The organism is Saccharopolyspora oryzae (assembly GCF_027853915.1).
Taxonomy (GTDB): domain Bacteria; phylum Actinomycetota; class Actinomycetes; order Mycobacteriales; family Pseudonocardiaceae; genus Saccharopolyspora; species Saccharopolyspora oryzae.
Window position 1 is genome coordinate 1 of sequence record NZ_JAQGLA010000065.1, and the last position, 15,882, is coordinate 15,882.

Sequence of the window (15,882 nt, forward strand, 5' to 3'; positions counted from 1 at the left end):
CCCTCGATCCGACGCCGATGGGCTGGAAGGAACGCGACTGGTACCTGCCCGCGGATTCCCGGCCCCTGTTCGACCGGAACGGCAACATCGGGCCGACGGTCTGGTGGGGTGGTGAGGTCGTCGGAGGCTGGGCGGTGCGGCCGGACGGGAACATCGCCACCAGGTTGCTGGTCGACCGCGGGGAAGCGGCGGTCCGCGCCGTGCGGGACGCCGCGGACGAGCTGCAGTCCCGGTTGGACGGCACGCCAGTGGTCCCGTCCTTCCCGACACCGCTGGAGAAGGAACTCCGCACGGCGTGATCCGGCACAGCGCGTGAGCGGTTTTCCCGGTCTGGGCCGGGATGTTCGATCACGGCCGCGTTCGTGATCGCCGGGGTTCTCACGGCATGGGAATCGGACTGTCCTCCCTCGTTCCGGACTCCTAGAGTCCTGCCCCTCGAACAGGGCACTTGACGATTGCCGTATCGGCGGGAAGTCGAGGATCGAGATGTCCGGTGCGTGGTTGGTCGGCAGTCTGGCGGTCTACTTCGCGGTGCTGCTGGCCGTGGCGATGTACAAGCGGAGGACCGCGACCGAGGAGGACTACTTCCTGGCCAGCCGGGCGATGCCGTCGTGGTCGCTCGGGCTGGCGTTCATCGCGACCTGGTACGGCGCCAATTCCGCGCTGATCTCGGTGGACAAGGCCTTCCAGTCCGGACTGGTGTCGTGGTGGGTCCTAGGTGGACCGACGGTGCTCGCCGTGATCGCACTGGTCGCACTGGCGCCCGCGATCCGGCGGGTCGGCTCGGTGTCGCAGAACGGCATCATGGCTTCGCGCTACAACGCCACCGCCGGAAATCTGCTCTCGGTGGTGCTGACGATCTACTTGATCGTCTGGGGCGCATCGCAGATGGTCGCGATCGGCGGGTTCTTCGCGTCGTTCTTCGGCATCGGCTACGCGACGGCGGTCGTCCTCGGCACCGCGGTGTCGCTGCTGTACTCGATCACGGGCGGGTTCCGGGCGGTCGTGCTGACCGAGACCATCCAGTTCGTGCTGCTGCTGGCCGGACTCGTCGTGACGGTCGTCGTCGCGGTCGTGCTCGCGGGCGGTCCGCACAACATCGGTCAAGCCGTCGAAGCCACTCGCGGACCCGGGTACCTCAACCTCTTCAGCGGCATCGGCGACAACTTGACCTACATCATCTCCTTCGGGCTCGCCTTCACGATCGACGGTGCCGCCTGGCAGCGCATCCAGGCCGCGCGCAACCCCCGGGGCGCACGACTGGCCGCTGTGACGGCCATGGGCGGGTTCATCCCGCTCTACTTCCTGGTCGTCTTCACCGGCGTCGCATCGGTCGCGGTCTTCGCGCAGCTGCCGTCGGGAGGCATCGTGTCCGCGCTGGTGCGCGACCACATGTCCCCGCTGCTCGGGAGCATCGTCTTCGTCGGGATCGCGGCCGCGATCATGTCGACGATCTGCACCACGTTCAACCTCAGTTCGCTCTACATGGCCGAACTCTTCGTGAAGTACGTGCGCCCTGCCGCGTCCGAGCGGTCGAAGGTGCGCTACGGGCGGATCGGCACCGCACTCGCGGCGGTCGCGGGATTCCTGGTGGCGGTGCGGCTGCCCAGCGCGCTGAACCTGCTGTCGTTGGCTTCGGAGGTGCTGGCGGCAGGGCTGTTCGTGCCGCTGATCCTCGGCTTCTTCTGGCGCCGGGGGACCAGCACCGGTGCGGTGGCCGCGATCGTGGCCGGTGGCGGTTTCATCCTGTACGGATTCGTGATCGAACTCGGCGTTCCGCTCCCCGCGTTCTGGGAAGGTGACGCGACCCGGATCCTGATCGGCATGGGACTGAGCCTCGTGGCGTACGTGGCCGCCAGCCTGCTGAGCGAACCGGACAACGCCAAGGCGGAGGCGTTCATGGCGCGCGCGGCGGGCCGGCTGGAGCCCGGCGTGGAGCCGGCTCAGCGGGACGCCGCGGGGAGCTGAACGCACCAGTCGGCGACGAGGACGCGTTGGACAGATCTGGACCAGGCGGGTTCTGATGGGTCTCGTCCACCCCGATTCGACGATCTTCCGGAGCCGCAGTGCCTTCGCTCACATCGCAGTACGCCGTCATCGGTGCCGGTCTGGCAGGTTCTGCCACCGCGTGGCAGCTGGCCGCCCGGGGCCACGAGGTGACCCTGCTCGAGCAGACGACTCCAGCCCACCGCGGCGGCAGCTCGCACGGATCCGCGCGCATCCTCCGCTACGCCTACGCCGAGCGCCTCTACGCCCGGTTGATGGTGCGGGCGAAACCGCTGTGGGACGAGCTCGAACGAAGTGCGGGCCGCACCCTCGTCACGCCGACCGGCGCCGTCGACTTCGGCGCGCGACGCCAGCCCGAAACCCTGGCGCAGGTGCTCGGAGACCTCGGCGTCGACCACGAGCTGCTGAGCGTCCAGCAGGCCACCGAGCGGTGGCCGGAGTTCCGCTTCGACACCCCGGTCCTGTGGCACCCGGGCGCCGGGGTGATCCACGCCCAGGCAGCGGTGGAGGCGATGGTCGAACTGGCGGTCGCGCACGGCGCGCACCTGGAGACGGGCTGGCAGCTGGCGTCGGCTGCGCGGGAAGGCGCCGGCTACCGGCTGGTGTCGAGCCGCGGTGATGTCGTGGAAGCAGAACGAGTCGTGGTGTGCGCCGGTGGCTGGCTACCCGATCTGCTGGCGGATCTGGCGCTCCCGCGCGGATTCCTGTCCCGGATGCCGGAGCTGGTGGTCCGGCAGGAGCAGGCGTACCACTTCCCGTACCGGGACGGATCCGGCAGTTCGTGGCCGACCTTCATCTCCATGACCGACCGGATCGTGGTCTACGGTCTGCCGGGTGGCGAGGACGCCGGTTTCCGCGGGCAGAAGGTCGCCGAGTTCAACGGCGGCAAACCGCTGCCGTCGGCCGCGCACCAGGACCAGCTCGTCGACCCGGACAACCGCCGCCGGGTCACCTCCTACGTGCAGGAGCACCTCCCCGGCCTGGAGCCGGAGCCCTACGCCGAGACCACGTGCCTGTTCACCAACACCCCCGACGAGAACTTCGTCCTCGACCGAGCCGACGGGATCACCGTGGTGTCGCCCTGCTCCGGCCACGGGGCGAAGTTCGCGCCGCTGATCGGTGCCATGGCCGCCGACGTGGCCAGCGCAGCGGACACCTCGGACGTGCCGGCGGAGTTCCGCGTGGCGGCCGAGCCCAGCTGAGCTCGGTCCCTTGGTGACCTTCGTGCGGTGGGCGCATCCGATGGTCATTCGGGGGACCGGGGAATGCGCGCGAGCTCCTCCTGGATCTTTTCGCGCACGAGGTCGAGAAGAGCACCACCGGCGGGGGCCGAGTACGACATCGTCGGATCCGGGTAGATGACGACGTCCACTCGTTCTGCGGCCGAGGAGATCACGGACAGCCCGGACGACCTGCGCGCAACGTTGATCTTCACCGTGGTTGGCGCAACCCTGGCCCCAGGGCTGGGAAACGCTTGCTTCCGCACCGGTTCGCCGAGGCCGACTTTCCACAGCGAGACCGCGTTGTGGTCAACGCTGAGGATGAATCCGGCCGAGCTCAGCATGCCCAGCGTTGGACGGCACAGGAACGCGAGGCCGTTCTGACGCAGCACTGCTAAGGACCTGCGCTGGTTGCGGACCACGAGCCGCCCGTAAATCACCAGCGCGAGCAACAGCAGAAGCGCCAGTGCCACGACCAGGAGCAGGAATATGTGCATCGACCGACTGTAACCTGGGACCTGGCCGACTACTGCCAAGATCGGCCGGAGCCTGCTTGGGTGGATTTCGACAGCGGGGCAAGGGCATTGGCAGCTTTGTGGTACCAGCATCGCCGCTCTCGCGTCTCGCGGAACATCTCGTGCGAGGACGTCTTCCCGATCAGCGGGCACTGCCGGTTGAGCAGGGTGTGGTTTCTGCGGAGAATCGGTGCTTCCGCGCCGTTCTCAGCAACGTCATGCCGGACGGTGGCTCGGTGTTTGGAGGTTCTGGTGCTCGACGTGCCAACTGGCGATGAGCAGTTGCGGATATCCGAGCTGGCTTCCGACGCGTTGTCGATGTTCCGGGGCATCGCCTTCTTCGACGGGCTCAGCGAGTCCGCCGCCAACGCCGACGCGCTCGTGCGGTCTGCGGCGCTGCTCGCGGAGTGCCCCGTCGGTGCGCAGTGGGCATCGGGCACGGTGATCCGGTACGGGGCGCTGGGCGACCTGCTCGACGACGGATGCCCCGCGACGTCGACCACCTCGGAACCGGCTGTGTGGGTCGAACGCGGTGGCACTGCTGAACATCCGCTCGACTCGCTCCTCCTCGACCGGCTCCAGCACGCTTTGCGGGTTGCCGTGCCGCGGTCTGCGACCGGTCCGCGGTTGGGGCATCCGGGATTGCTGGAAGTGGTGCTCTCGGACAAGGAACGGCGTGAGGACCGAGTTCGGGCGGTTGGCCTGCTCGGACTCGACTCCTCCAGGAAAGTGCGCGCACTCGCGCTGTCCACGACGTCGAGCAAGGACGCGGTGGAACTGGTCGCGCGCATCTGTCCGGGGCGCCTCGTGCACTCGGTCGCGGTCGGGAACTTGACGGCGGTGCTCCTGCAGGACGACAGCGACGACCGCCGACTCGCAGAAGACTTGCACAGCGCGATCGTCGCCGAGCATCCGATGGCGCACACCGGTGCGGACGGCGCGCGCGGCCCGTGGGTGGGGATCGGCGACCGCATGAGCGTGTACGCCGCGCCCGCGTCGTGGAAGCAGGCACGTCGAGCGCTGCGCTTCGCCTCGTCCACCGGATACGGGCGGCGGGCCGTGTCGTACGGGCGGCTGGGATCGCTGGAACTGCTCGCAGAGCTGCCGCTGAAACGCCTGCTCAACGACCCGGATGCGGCGCGCATCAACGCGATCGCAACGTCCCCGGCCGGCGAGCAGGAGGTGGCCACCTTGGAGGCCTACTGCGTGTTCGGGTCGCTCCGGCGCACCGCGGAGGAAATGCACGTGCACCACAGCACCGTCGCTGCCCGGCTCGCCCACCTCGAAGCGGAGATGGGCTGGGACCTGGCGGATCCGATGGACCGGTTCAAGGCGACGCTGGTGCTCATGGTCCGCAGGGTGACGCTGTCGTCGACGGAACTGGCCGCCTCGGAGGTGTTCGGCGAGACGTAGGGTTCCTGAAGCAGATCTACCGTTCGGAAAGCGTGTGAAAACGTTTACCGAGCCAGCGCGTTGCCGTGCTGACGTTGGCCCGCACCAGAAGGTCCGGGTCTTCCCGTGGCAATACCCGCAGCGTCCCATGGGGCCGTCTTAGGTGGGTTTCCATCGGGCTCGTTTAGCCTCGCCCCGCAACTCGGGGAGGAGGCCTCGCGCTCAACAAGGGCAGCGAGGTTGCGTGCGGCGTTGAGATCTCGGTCCAGGACCAGGCCGCACGCGTGGCAGTGGTAGGTGCGTTCGGACAGGCGCAGTTTGGCTTTCACCACACCACAACCCGAACACGTCTTAGAACTCGGAAACCAGCGGTCAGCGGTGTGCACCTTCACGCCGGACCAGGCGGCTTTGTACTCGACCTGACGACGCAACTCGGCCATGCCGATCCCCGCCACATGGCGCGCCAGCCGCCGGTTTCGCATCATCCCGGCGACGTTGAGGTCCTCGATCACGATCGCCCCGTGTTCTCTCACCAGGCGGGTGGAGAGCTTGTGCAACCCGTCGCGGCGGGCGTTGGCGATCCGGGTGTGCAGACGCGTGATCCGAGCCTGGGTCTTGCGCCACCGCGATGACGGCTTCTGTTTGGTTCGTTTGTCCGGACCGATTCGACGCGCGGCTTGGCGTTGCAGCCGGCGGAGCTCACGCTGCGCAGCTTCCAGGTGTTTGGGGTTCGCGATCACCTCACCGGTGGACAACACCGCAAGAGATTTCACTCCAAGGTCCACGCCGACACTCGAGTCCGGGCGCGCGGATGGAGGGGCCGCGCGCTGGATCTCCACCGAAAACGACACGAACCACCGACCGGATCGGAAAGAGACGGTCGCTGACCGGATCCGGGCGGTGCCACGATCCACATGCCGCGCCAGCTTCCGGGTGGATTCGAGAGTGCGCACCGTGCCGATGCGGGGCAGTTTCACATGCCGACGGTCACGGTCGACAAGGCCGAAGCTGCCGGTGGTGAACCGGCACGACAACACACTGCGCTTGCCCTTGAAACGTGGGAACCCCAGCGGGCGGCCTTTTCTCTTGTTGTTCCTCGAGGCATCCCAGTTGGCCAGTGCGGTCGCCAGATTCGCCAACCCTGAGGCGTAGGCTTCCTTGGAGTTTTCCGGCCACCATGGCGCAATCTCTGCCTTCACGGTGTTCCAGTCTTTCCGCAGCGAATAAGCAGACCAGTTCACCAACGGAGTCAGCTTCTCGGACGGGATACCGTAGGACTTCTCCACCCGACGCTGGTCCAGATTGGCCCTGATCCGGTTCAGGCCCCAGTTGTAGGCGAAACGCTGCGCACCGCAATGCGATCGCAACGCTGCTTCCTGGGAAGGGTTGGGGCCCAGCGCGAACCGATACGCCTGAATCGTGACTGTCACCGGAACACCCCGAGCTCGGCCGCGCGCACCATGCCGTCGTCGACCTCTCCGGGGTTGAACATCACACACAAAACCTAACAGAAACACACTGATTCACACAAAATCGCAAACAGTCAACAGTCCCGGTTCGTACGCGGCGCAGAGCGGGATCCCGGTCGATGACGAGCCGGCCGACTACCTCGTCGTCCACCGCCAGCTGATCCTCTGGCCTTGGACGAGAACGGCCTCGTCCAAGGCGAGGACTCGTACAACGGCGGAGTGGCCAGCGTGACCAAGCTGTCCTTCGACGAGCTGCCCCAGGAGTACATCGACCTCGTGCACTCCTCCAGCGATCTCGCGGGCCTGTCGATCATCGTGCACTTCCGCCGAGCCCGAGACCGGCGGTGGTGGAGCACCTTCGCCGCGCCAGGGATCGGCCTGCTCGGGATGCTGTCGATCGTCGTCCTGGCGATCACCAACTTCGACATCGTCGCCGGCTCCGACGCAGTGGCGGTGCGGCTCCTGCCGCTCCTGCTCGTTCTCGCGCTCATCGGAGGCATCGCCTACAGCGCGTACCTCAAGCGCACCAAGCCGACCGCGTACGACGCACTCGCCACGGACCTCGAGAAGTTCAACGCGCACGCGGATCAGTCCGGCCCGATCCCCGAAGGGGACCGGCGCTGACGAGGGCTGTCCTCGACCGCTTCGGCGGGATCGCGGCGTGCTCGTGCTCGTGGCCGATGTTGAATCTGCTGTACCGTTGCGCTCAAATTCGGCAGCAGTTCCAGTGATGATCAGGTGGTGCTTCGGTGAGCGGGCAACCGGACGTGACCCTGACGCAACTGCGCTACTTCGTCGAGGCCGCGTCCGCGCTGAGCATGACCAAGGCGGCAGAGGAGCTGCGGGTCGCCCAGTCGGCCGTCTCGGCGGCGGTCGCCCAGCTGGAACGGCAGGTCGGCACTCCGCTGTTCATCCGCCAGCACGCGCGGGGTCTTGTCCTGACCGCGGCGGGCGAGGAGTTCCTGCGGGATGTGCGGGGGCTGCTCGCGCATCTCGGCGAGGTCCTGGACGCGGCGCGAGGCCGAGGTGACGACGTGCGCGGGCGCATCCGGCTGGCGTGCATGGTCACCCTCGTCCCGTTCGTGATGCCCGAGCTGCTCGCGGAGCTGAGCGCGGCACACCCCGGGCTCGAGGTCGAGGTCCTCGAACTCGAAGCCGGCGCGGTGAGCGCCGCGCTGCGCAGCGGCACCGTCGAGGTGGCCGTGACCTACGACCTGGGGCTCGGGCAGGGGGTGGCGCGCGAGGCCATCGCCGAGGCGCCGCCGTACGTGGTCCTGCCGCCCGACCACCGGCTCGCCGAGCTCTCGCAGGTCCGGCTGCGCGACCTGGCCGACGAGCCGATGGTGCTGCTCGACCTCCCGCACAGCCGCGAGTACTTCCGCGAGTTGCTGTCCGCGGCCGGTGCGACGCCCCGCATCGCGTACCGCTCGCACAGCGTCGAGGCCGTCCGCGGGATGGTCGCCCGGGGACTGGGTTTTTCGCTGCTGAACCAGCAGCCGGTGTTCGACGGCACCTACGGCGGTGGGCGCGTCGAGTCGCGCCCCATCGCCGATGACGCGCCGTCGCTGTCGGTGGTGGTGGCGTGGATGGAGTCGGTGCGGCGCACGGCCCGGGCCCGCGCGGTCACCGACAGCGCCCGCGTGGTCGTCGAACGGCTCGGGGTGGCGACCGGGCGGCTGGGCGAGAACGTCCGCACGCCGCGCTCCTGATCCGACGACCGGTGTCGACCCTCGCCGGTGCCATCCTGCATCGGAATTGCTGATGCACTGGACCCGATATCTCTGTTTGAGTGATCACCCGGGAATGCATAGCGTCGCCTCCCAACAGCGCTGACGTCGTGCGCGCTGTTCACGGCGGGGGCGCTGACGGTCCTGCCGCCGTCCCGCGACGACCGCAGGAGGCCCTGTGTCCGAACTCGCCTCACATTCCGCCGCCGATGCCGCGCTCGACGCGACCGTCCAGACCGATCCCGCCTCGCTGCGCCGAAGCGTGGCGGCCGGTGCGATCGGCGTCTTCGTCCACTGGTTCGACTGGGCTGTCTACGCCTACCTCGCCACCACCATCGCGGCGGTGTTCTTCCCGGCCGAGAACCAGGTCGCCGGCGTGCTGTCGGTGTTCGCCGTGTTCGCGGTGTCCTTCGGCATCCGCCCGCTCGGCGCGTTGGTGTTCGGGCCGCTCGGCGACCGCATCGGCCGCCGGCGAACGCTGTCGATCGTGATCATCGTGATGTCGATCTCGACGCTCGCGATCGGTCTGCTACCGGGATACGCGACGCTCGGGATCGCTGCACCGATCCTGCTCGTCGCGATCCGGCTGGTGCAGGGCTTCGCGGCCGGCGGCGAGTTCGGCAGTGCCGCGAGCTTCCTGGCCGAGCACGCTCCCCGCGCCCGGCGAGGCTTCGGTGTCAGCTGGCTCGAGGTCGGGTCGCTGCTCGGCTTCCTGGCCGGGTCGTTCGCCTTCTACCTGCTGTCGGTCTCGCTGATGCCCGAGCAGGTCACCGCGTGGGGCTGGCGGATTCCGTTCCTGGTTGCGGCGCCGATGGGTGTGATCGGCTACGTCATCCGGACGAAGATCGAGGACACGCCGGAGTACCGGGTGCTGGAGGCGACCGGCTCGGTGTCGCGCAGCCCGATCTCCGAGCTCTTCCGCACCAATGTGCGGCAGCTGTTCCAGGCCGCCGGGATCATGACGATGATGCACGTGCTCTTCTACGCGGTGCTCACCTACCTGGTGAACTACCAGACGGACCACCTGGGTCACTCCGCCGAAAGTGCCGCGCTCCTCTCGACCTTCGTCTCGCTGCTCGGGCTCGTCCTGGTGCCCGTGTTCGGCCGGCTGTCGGACCGAATCGGTCGCAAGCCCGTCCTGGTCGGCGCCGCCGTTGCCCTGCTGGTCTCGGCCACGCCCGCTTACCTGCTGATGCAGACGGGGATGGTCGGCACCGTCGTCGCGGCACTCGGGCTGTCGGTGATCCTCTCGGCGATCCTGGGCACCCACGCCGTGTGGGCCGCGGAGATCTTCCCGACCCGGACCCGCCAGGGTGGGCTGTCGATCGCCTACAACATCACCGCCGCGCTTTTCGCCGGCACGGTGCCGTTCTTCATGACTGTCCTCATCACCGCCACCGGGAGCCTGCTGGTCCCCGGCCCCTACCTGATGGTGGCCGCAGCGATCGGGCTCGTCGCCGCGCTGAGCATGCGCGAAACCGCGGGGACCAGCTTGCTGCAGGAGCAGGACCTCGGGGCCGGGGCGGGGGTCCCGCGGACCTCCGGATCGGTTGCGGGCAAGGGGAATTCCTGACAGCTGCGGGCCCGTCCGCACGCGATCGGGCGGCCCCGCGCAATCCATTGCATCAACAGAGCCGATGCAATGATTCGAAAACATATGCTGGTCTGTTGCAATGAGTTCGCTCAGACTCGGATCATCGGCGGCCCCGTTGACCGGTCCGGGTGGTCGTAGAACGTCGAGACCAGCGAACGGAGGAAAGACATGTCGCAGTGCGAGACCGAGGTCCTCGTGGTCGGCGGAGGACAGGCCGGGGTGGCCATGAGCGAACACCTCAGCGCACGCGGGATCCCGCACTTGGTGCTGGAGCGCGATCGCATCGCCGAGCGCTGGCGCACCGGCCGTTGGGACTCCCTGGTGGCCAACGGCCCGGCCTGGCACGACCGCTTCCCGGGACTGCGGTTCGACGACGTCGATCCCGACGGTTTCGCTTCGAAGGACCAGGTCGCGGACTACCTCGTCGCGTACGCGGAGAAGATCGACGCGCCGATCCGCTGCGGCGTGGAAGTCCGGCACGTGCGAAAGAACTTCGGGCGCCCGGGTTTTCGCGTCGAGACCTCGGACGGCGTGATCGACGCCCGCTACGTGGTGGCGGCGACCGGCCCGTTCCAGACCCCGGTCATCCCGCCCGTCGTTCCCGAGGACGCGGGGGTGACCCAGCTGCACTCCAGCTCCTACCGCAACCCGCAGCAGCTGCCCGAAGGCGGTGTCCTCGTGGTCGGAGCGGGGTCATCGGGCGTCCAGATCGCCGACGAGCTGCAGCGCTCCGGCAAGGAGGTCCACCTGTCGGTCGGTCCGCACGACCGGCCGCCGCGGAGCTACCGGGGCCGCGACTTCTGCTGGTGGCTCGGAGTCCTCAACAAGTGGGACGCGGCAGCTCCGCCTCGCGGGGCGGAGCACGTCACGATCGCGGTCAGCGGGGCCCGGGGTGGCCGGACCGTCGACTTCCGCGCCCTCGCGGCCGACGGCATCACCCTCCTCGGCATGACCCGTGCTTTCGCCGACGGCCGGATGCACTTCGCGGACGACCTGCGCCAGAACATCGCGAACGGCGACGCCAACTACCTGAAGATGCTCGACGAGGCCGATGCCTACATCGAGCGCAACGGGCTCGACCTGCCCGAGGAACCGCAGGCCCGCGCGTTCGGGCCGGATCCGGATTGCGTGACCGACCCGATCTCCGAGCTGGACCTCGCAGAAGCCGGCATCACCTCGATCGTCTGGGCGACCGGATTCCGGTCCGACTACAGCTGGTTGGAGGTCGACGCCTTCGACGACGACGGCAAACCGCAACACACCCGCGGCGTGTCCGCCGAGCCCGGGGTCTACTTCCTCGGGCTGCCGTGGCTGTCGCGGCGCGGGTCGAGCTTCCTCTGGGGTGTCTGGCACGACGCCGCGTACGTGGCCGAGCACATCGAGATCCAGCGCGGTTACCTCGCCTACGCCGGATCTCCCGGCACCGACTCGTCCCGGCTGGACTGGGCCCTCGAACCGACCGCCAACACGACCGGAGCAGCCTGATGCCGACCCACACCCGCATCCGCCCGTTCAACACCCGCGACACCTATCCCGAGCAGAACCTCGACAACGACCTGTGCCAGGCAGTCGTGGCCGGCAACACCGTCTACGTCCGCGGCCAGATCGGGCAGGACCTCGACACCAGCGAGTCGGTCGGGATCGGTGACGTCGGGGCCCAGGCCGAGCAGGCGATGGCGAACATCGACATGCTGCTCCGGGAGGCGGGCAGCCGGATGGAGCACCTGGTCAAGCTGACCATCTACCTGATCGACCCGCGTTACCGCGAGACCGTCTACCGGACCGTCGGCCGCTGGACCAAGGGCGTCCACCCGATCTCCACCGGTGTCGTGGTCTCCGCGCTGGCACGCCCCGAGTGGCTGTGCGAGATCGATGCCATCGCCGTGATCCCGGAGGACGACCGATGACCTTCTCCATCTCAGCCAGGCAGGACGGCCGCTTCGGGATGGCGGTGAGCTCCTCCAGCCCCGCGGTGGCCGCGCGCTGCTCGCACCTGAGGCCGGGCGTCGGCGCCGCCGCCTCGCAGAACGTGACCGATCCTCGCCTGGGCGGGCGCATCCTCGACCGCTTGGCCGTCCACGGCGATGCCCAGCTCGCGTTGCGGGAAGTCGGCGAGGGCGCGACCGATCTGGACTACCGCCAGCTGACCGCGGTCGGGCCGGCCGGGCCGACCGCCTGGTTCAGCGGTGCGCAGACCCTCGGCACCCACGGCGCCGCCGTCGGCCCGAACTCGGTTGCCGCGGGAAACCTGCTCAGCGGCAGCGGGATTCCGACGGCCATGGTCGATGCCTTCGAGTCCGCGACGGGCGAGCTCGAAGAGCGGCTGCTCGCCGCGTTGCAGGCGGCGGTCGCGGCGGGCGGAGAGGCAGGGCCGGTGCACTCGGCGGGCCTTGCCGTCGTCGCCGACGTGGAGTGGCCGGTGACGGATCTGCGGGTCGACTGGTCAGAGGCGCCGATCGACGACTTGGCCGGAGCACTGGAGATCTGGCTGCCGCAGCGCGACGACTACGTCCGCCGCGGTCTGAATCCCGCGACCGCGCCGTCGTACGGCGTCCCCGGCGACCAGTAGGAGGAACCCCATGCCGAGCACGGTGACCCGTGAGAAGGCCGCGATCCGCACCGCCGTGGATCGAGTGGCCGACGACCTGGTCGAGCTGTCGAGGAGGCTGCACGCCCGGCCCGAGACCGCTTGGGAGGAGCGCCACGCCGCCGCGACGGTCCCGGAGCTCCTCGATCGCCGCGGGTTCACCGTGACCGCGGACTACTTGGGGCTGGAGACCGCGTTCCTCGCCAGCTACGGCACGGGGCCGCTGCGGATCGCGTTGTGCGCCGAGTACGACGCGCTGCCCGGACTGGGGCACGCCTGCGGGCACAACCTGATCGCCGCCTCCTCGGTGGGTGCCGCGCTCGGCTTGGCCGAGGTCGCCGACGACCTCGGGCTGACCGTCGAGGTGTACGGCACCCCGGCCGAGGAGGGCGGCGGCGGCAAGATCGAGATGCTGGAGCGGGGCGCGTTCCACGACGTCGACCTGGCGATGATGGTCCACCCGGGCCCGGTCGACGTCGCAGAGGCGAGGCCGTTCGCGGTCAGCCATTCCCGGATCTCCTACCGCGGCCGGTCCGCGCACGCGGCGGCCTATCCCGAGGACGGGGTGAACGCCGCCGACGCGTTCACCGTCGCCCAGGTCGCCATCGGCCTGCTCCGCCAGCAGCTCCCGTCGAGCTCGCGGGTGCACGGGATCGTCACCTCGGCGGGCTCGGCACCCAACGCGATCCCCGAAACCTCCTCGGGGCGGTGGTACGTGCGCGCGGAAACCCTGGCCGAGCTGGCCGAGATCGAGCCGAAGGTGATGCGCTGCTTCGAAGCGGGCGCCCTGGCGACCGGCACCACGCTGGAGATCGAGGCGGAGAGCAAGCCCTACGCCGAGTTCCGCACCGACGAGCGCGCGCTCGCGGCATACCGGGCCAACGCCCTGCACCTGGGCCGGGAGTTCGCCCCGGACGGGCTGGCGGGCCGGATGAACCGGGCGTCGACGGACATGGGCAACGTGTCGCAGGTCGTGCCGGCCATCCACCCCTACATCGGGATCGGCTCGCTGCCGGCCACCAACCACCAGCACGAGTTCGCCGCGCACTGCGTCGGTCCGCAGGCCGAACGAGCCCTGCTCGACGGAGCGGTCGCGCTGGCCTGGACCGGTGCGGACCGGGCCCGCAGCACGGTCGCCTGACCGGGATCGGCGACGATCGGCCGCTGTTCGGAGCGTCAACGTCTCTTGTGGACACAGATGGCCCGTTCCCGTCCAGTGCACTGGGCAGTTGCGGGCCGGTGTCACCGGGATGTGAGGATCGGAGGATGTCTCGAGGAACTGGACGTGACATCGCTTCGAACGGACCCGCCGAGTGGGACGGCGACGACTACCAGCGGCGCTTCGACGCGCTCGCCGCCTCCGGGGCGGACGTGCACGGCGAAGCCGATTTCGTCCGTTCCTTCGCCCCGTCGAACGTCCTCGACGCCGGCTGCGGAACGGGCCGCGTGGCCATCGAACTGGCCCGGCACGGCATCGAGGTGGTGGGCACCGACCTCGACAGCTCGATGCTGACCACCGCCCGCCAGCGGGCCCCGCAGATCTCGTGGATCGAAGCCGATCTGGTCGAGCTCGACCTCGGCCGGACCTTCGACGTGGTCGTCATGGCCGGCAACGTCCCGCTGTTCACCCGCCCCGGCACCCAAGCGGCACTGGTGGCCAGCGTGGCCCGCCACGTGCGCCCCGGAGGTGTGCTCGTCGCCGGTTTCAGCCTCGACCGCGGCTACGGGACCACCGACTACGACGCCCACGCCGCAGCGGCCGGCCTGGTGCTGGCGGACCGGTTCGCCACCTGGGACCGAGCTCCTTTCACCGACGGCGACTACGCGGTATCGGTCCACACCCGCTGAACCCCGTCCGGCCCGGATCCGCTCAGGCGTCCTCGTCGATCGGGGCGGGCAGCGTCCAGCGCTCGTCGCGGCGGGGGTGGATGTAGCCGTAGTAGTAGACGTATCCGACGACGAGGATGCCGACCGCGATCGTCACCGGAACCCAGTCGTTGAGCAGGTTTTCGCCGAGGACCACCACCATGGACGCCAGCAGCAGGAGCGGGGGCAGCGGCCAGGCGGGCATCCGGTAGGCCGCCCGGCTGGTCCGGCCGCGGATCCGGCCGACCAGCGCGGCCAGCCCGACCAGCACGTAGGTGATCACCAGGCTGGCTCCGGAACCGAGCAGCAGCACTTCGAACGGCAGCAGCCAGTAGGCCAGCGAGCCCAGCGCGGTCACCACCAGGGTCGCCGCGACGGGGGTGCGCAGCCGGGGGTGGATGCAGGTCAGCGGGCGGTTGACGGCATCGGGCCAGGAGCCGTCGCGGGCCGAGGAGTAGAGGCTGCGGCCGAGCTGCAGCATGATCGCGATCACCGCGTTGATCACCGCGATCGCGATGCCCAGGCTGACGATCGTGTTCACCACCGGTCCGCCGCGGGCGAGCAGGAAGTAGTTCATCGGCGAGTCGGCGCTGACCAGCTCCGACATGCTCGGCGTGCCCAGCAGCACGGCCACCAGCGGGACGAGTTCGGCGACCACGGTGATCGCCAGCGACCAGAGGATCGCCCGCCCGATCGTCCGCGTGGCCTGGCGGGTTTCCTCGGCGTAGTAGACGGCGGCGCCGTAGCCGTTGTAGGCGAAGATCGCGATCGCGGTGTAGGAGACCACCAATCCCGCGGACGCGGCGGTCAGCGTGCTGCCTGCGCCCGCTTGCTGGGCGGTCCACAGCACGGAGACCGGTTGGTCGACGCGCACGAAGCCGAGCACCGCCAGGACGACGAGCGCCAGCAGTTCCAGGGTCAGGAAGATGCCGGTGACCCAGGCGTTCGTGCGGATGCCCAGCACGGCGATGAACCCGGTGGCCACGATGACCACGAGACCCACCCACCGGCCTTCGAGGGCGGACCACACCACGCCGAGGTAGTCGCCGGTCCCGCTCGCGATCACTCCGAGGATGAGGATGCCGGAGATGATGGTCAGCAGGTAGAGGGCGAACCCGGTGGACTTGCCGACGGTCCGCGCGACGAACGCGTATTCGCCGCCGGTGATGGGAAATGCGCTGGACAGTTCGGCGTAGCACAGCGCCACCGAGATGCCGACGACGGCGGCGATGGCGAAGGCGATCGCGGAAGCGCCGCCGACTCCCCGGATCACCGACGGAATGATGATGAAAACGCTCGACGCGGGCGTCACCGCGGAGAGCGTGATGAGGATGTTCTCCCGGAAGGTCAGCGAGCGGGAGAGAGATTGCTGGTAGGTGGCTGCTCGGGGGGTTTCGGTCCGTGGTGTGACTTCTCCGGTCATCGGTCACCTCGACCTTCCGCACCAGTTATTTGGCGCAAGAGTCAAAGATGGGCGAGCCGATGTCAATAGCTGGGGAACCAAC

15 protein-coding genes are annotated in these 15,882 nt (G+C 69.0%); 12 read left to right on the plus strand and 3 right to left on the minus strand.

Annotated elements, in window-relative coordinates:
• The 3 genes from OU415_RS28115 to OU415_RS28125 all read left to right on the plus strand — a co-directional run.
• A partial coding sequence (locus OU415_RS28115) for a DNA glycosylase AlkZ-like family protein (RefSeq protein WP_270952332.1) occupies window positions 1-299 on the plus strand: 299 nt, incomplete at its 5' end.
• A gap of 187 nt (window positions 300-486) precedes the next feature.
• Window positions 487-1,968, plus strand: coding sequence for a sodium:solute symporter family protein (locus OU415_RS28120; RefSeq protein WP_270952333.1), 1,482 nt, complete (start codon window positions 487-489; stop codon window positions 1,966-1,968).
• A gap of 98 nt (window positions 1,969-2,066) precedes the next feature.
• Complete coding sequence (locus OU415_RS28125; protein ID WP_270952334.1) at window positions 2,067-3,209, plus strand: FAD-dependent oxidoreductase; 1,143 nt, start codon at window positions 2,067-2,069, stop codon at window positions 3,207-3,209.
• Between the two features lie 44 nt (window positions 3,210-3,253).
• Here the strand turns inward: OU415_RS28125 and OU415_RS28130 are convergent, their stop codons facing one another.
• Window positions 3,254-3,700 carry a hypothetical protein gene (locus OU415_RS28130; protein WP_270952335.1) on the minus strand — a complete coding sequence of 149 codons (447 nt, stop codon included), beginning with the start codon at window positions 3,698-3,700 and terminating at the stop codon, window positions 3,254-3,256.
• 303 nt (window positions 3,701-4,003) lie between these two features.
• Between OU415_RS28130 and OU415_RS28135 the strand changes: the two genes are divergently transcribed.
• A complete protein-coding gene (locus OU415_RS28135; RefSeq protein WP_270952336.1) occupies window positions 4,004-5,155 on the plus strand; it encodes a PucR family transcriptional regulator in 1,152 nt (383 codons plus the stop codon).
• A 44-nt stretch (window positions 5,156-5,199) separates the two neighbouring features.
• On the opposite strand, the gene tnpB is transcribed toward OU415_RS28135, so the two are convergent.
• Entirely contained in the window at window positions 5,200-6,564 is a 1,365-nt protein-coding gene (tnpB, locus tag OU415_RS28140) for an IS607 family element RNA-guided endonuclease TnpB (protein ID WP_270952337.1), read from the minus strand.
• Between the two features lie 210 nt (window positions 6,565-6,774).
• Here tnpB and OU415_RS28145 point away from each other — a divergent pair, with 210 nt between their 5' ends.
• From OU415_RS28145 to OU415_RS28180, 8 genes are all read left to right on the plus strand, one after another.
• Entirely contained in the window at window positions 6,775-7,227 is a 453-nt protein-coding gene (locus tag OU415_RS28145; protein WP_270952338.1) for a hypothetical protein, read from the plus strand.
• Window positions 7,228-7,352: 125 nt separating this feature from the next.
• Window positions 7,353-8,312, plus strand: a complete 960-nt coding sequence (locus OU415_RS28150; protein ID WP_270952339.1) for a LysR substrate-binding domain-containing protein — start codon at window positions 7,353-7,355, stop codon at window positions 8,310-8,312.
• Between the two features lie 196 nt (window positions 8,313-8,508).
• The gene (locus tag OU415_RS28155) at window positions 8,509-9,903 is read left to right on the plus strand and encodes an MFS transporter (protein ID WP_270952340.1); all 1,395 of its coding nucleotides are present in this window, start codon (window positions 8,509-8,511) and stop codon (window positions 9,901-9,903) included.
• A gap of 189 nt (window positions 9,904-10,092) precedes the next feature.
• Window positions 10,093-11,409 (plus strand): flavin-containing monooxygenase, encoded by a 1,317-nt coding sequence (locus OU415_RS28160; protein WP_270952341.1) that lies wholly within the window; start codon window positions 10,093-10,095, stop codon window positions 11,407-11,409.
• Entirely contained in the window at window positions 11,409-11,831 is a 423-nt protein-coding gene (locus tag OU415_RS28165) for a RidA family protein (protein WP_270952342.1), read from the plus strand. Before OU415_RS28160 ends, OU415_RS28165 begins: the two co-directional genes overlap by 1 nt.
• Window positions 11,828-12,493 carry a DUF1028 domain-containing protein gene (locus OU415_RS28170; protein WP_270952343.1) on the plus strand — a complete coding sequence of 222 codons (666 nt, stop codon included), beginning with the start codon at window positions 11,828-11,830 and terminating at the stop codon, window positions 12,491-12,493. Before OU415_RS28165 ends, OU415_RS28170 begins: the two co-directional genes overlap by 4 nt.
• 10 nt (window positions 12,494-12,503) lie before the next feature.
• Window positions 12,504-13,652 (plus strand): M20 family metallopeptidase, encoded by a 1,149-nt coding sequence (locus tag OU415_RS28175; RefSeq protein ID WP_270952344.1) that lies wholly within the window; start codon window positions 12,504-12,506, stop codon window positions 13,650-13,652.
• A gap of 125 nt (window positions 13,653-13,777) precedes the next feature.
• Window positions 13,778-14,359, plus strand: coding sequence for a class I SAM-dependent DNA methyltransferase (locus tag OU415_RS28180; protein WP_270952346.1), 582 nt, complete (start codon window positions 13,778-13,780; stop codon window positions 14,357-14,359).
• 22 nt (window positions 14,360-14,381) lie between these two features.
• On the opposite strand, the gene OU415_RS28185 is transcribed toward OU415_RS28180, so the two are convergent.
• Complete coding sequence (locus OU415_RS28185; protein ID WP_270952348.1) at window positions 14,382-15,800, minus strand: APC family permease; 1,419 nt, start codon at window positions 15,798-15,800, stop codon at window positions 14,382-14,384.
• Window positions 15,801-15,882 lie beyond the last annotated feature (82 nt).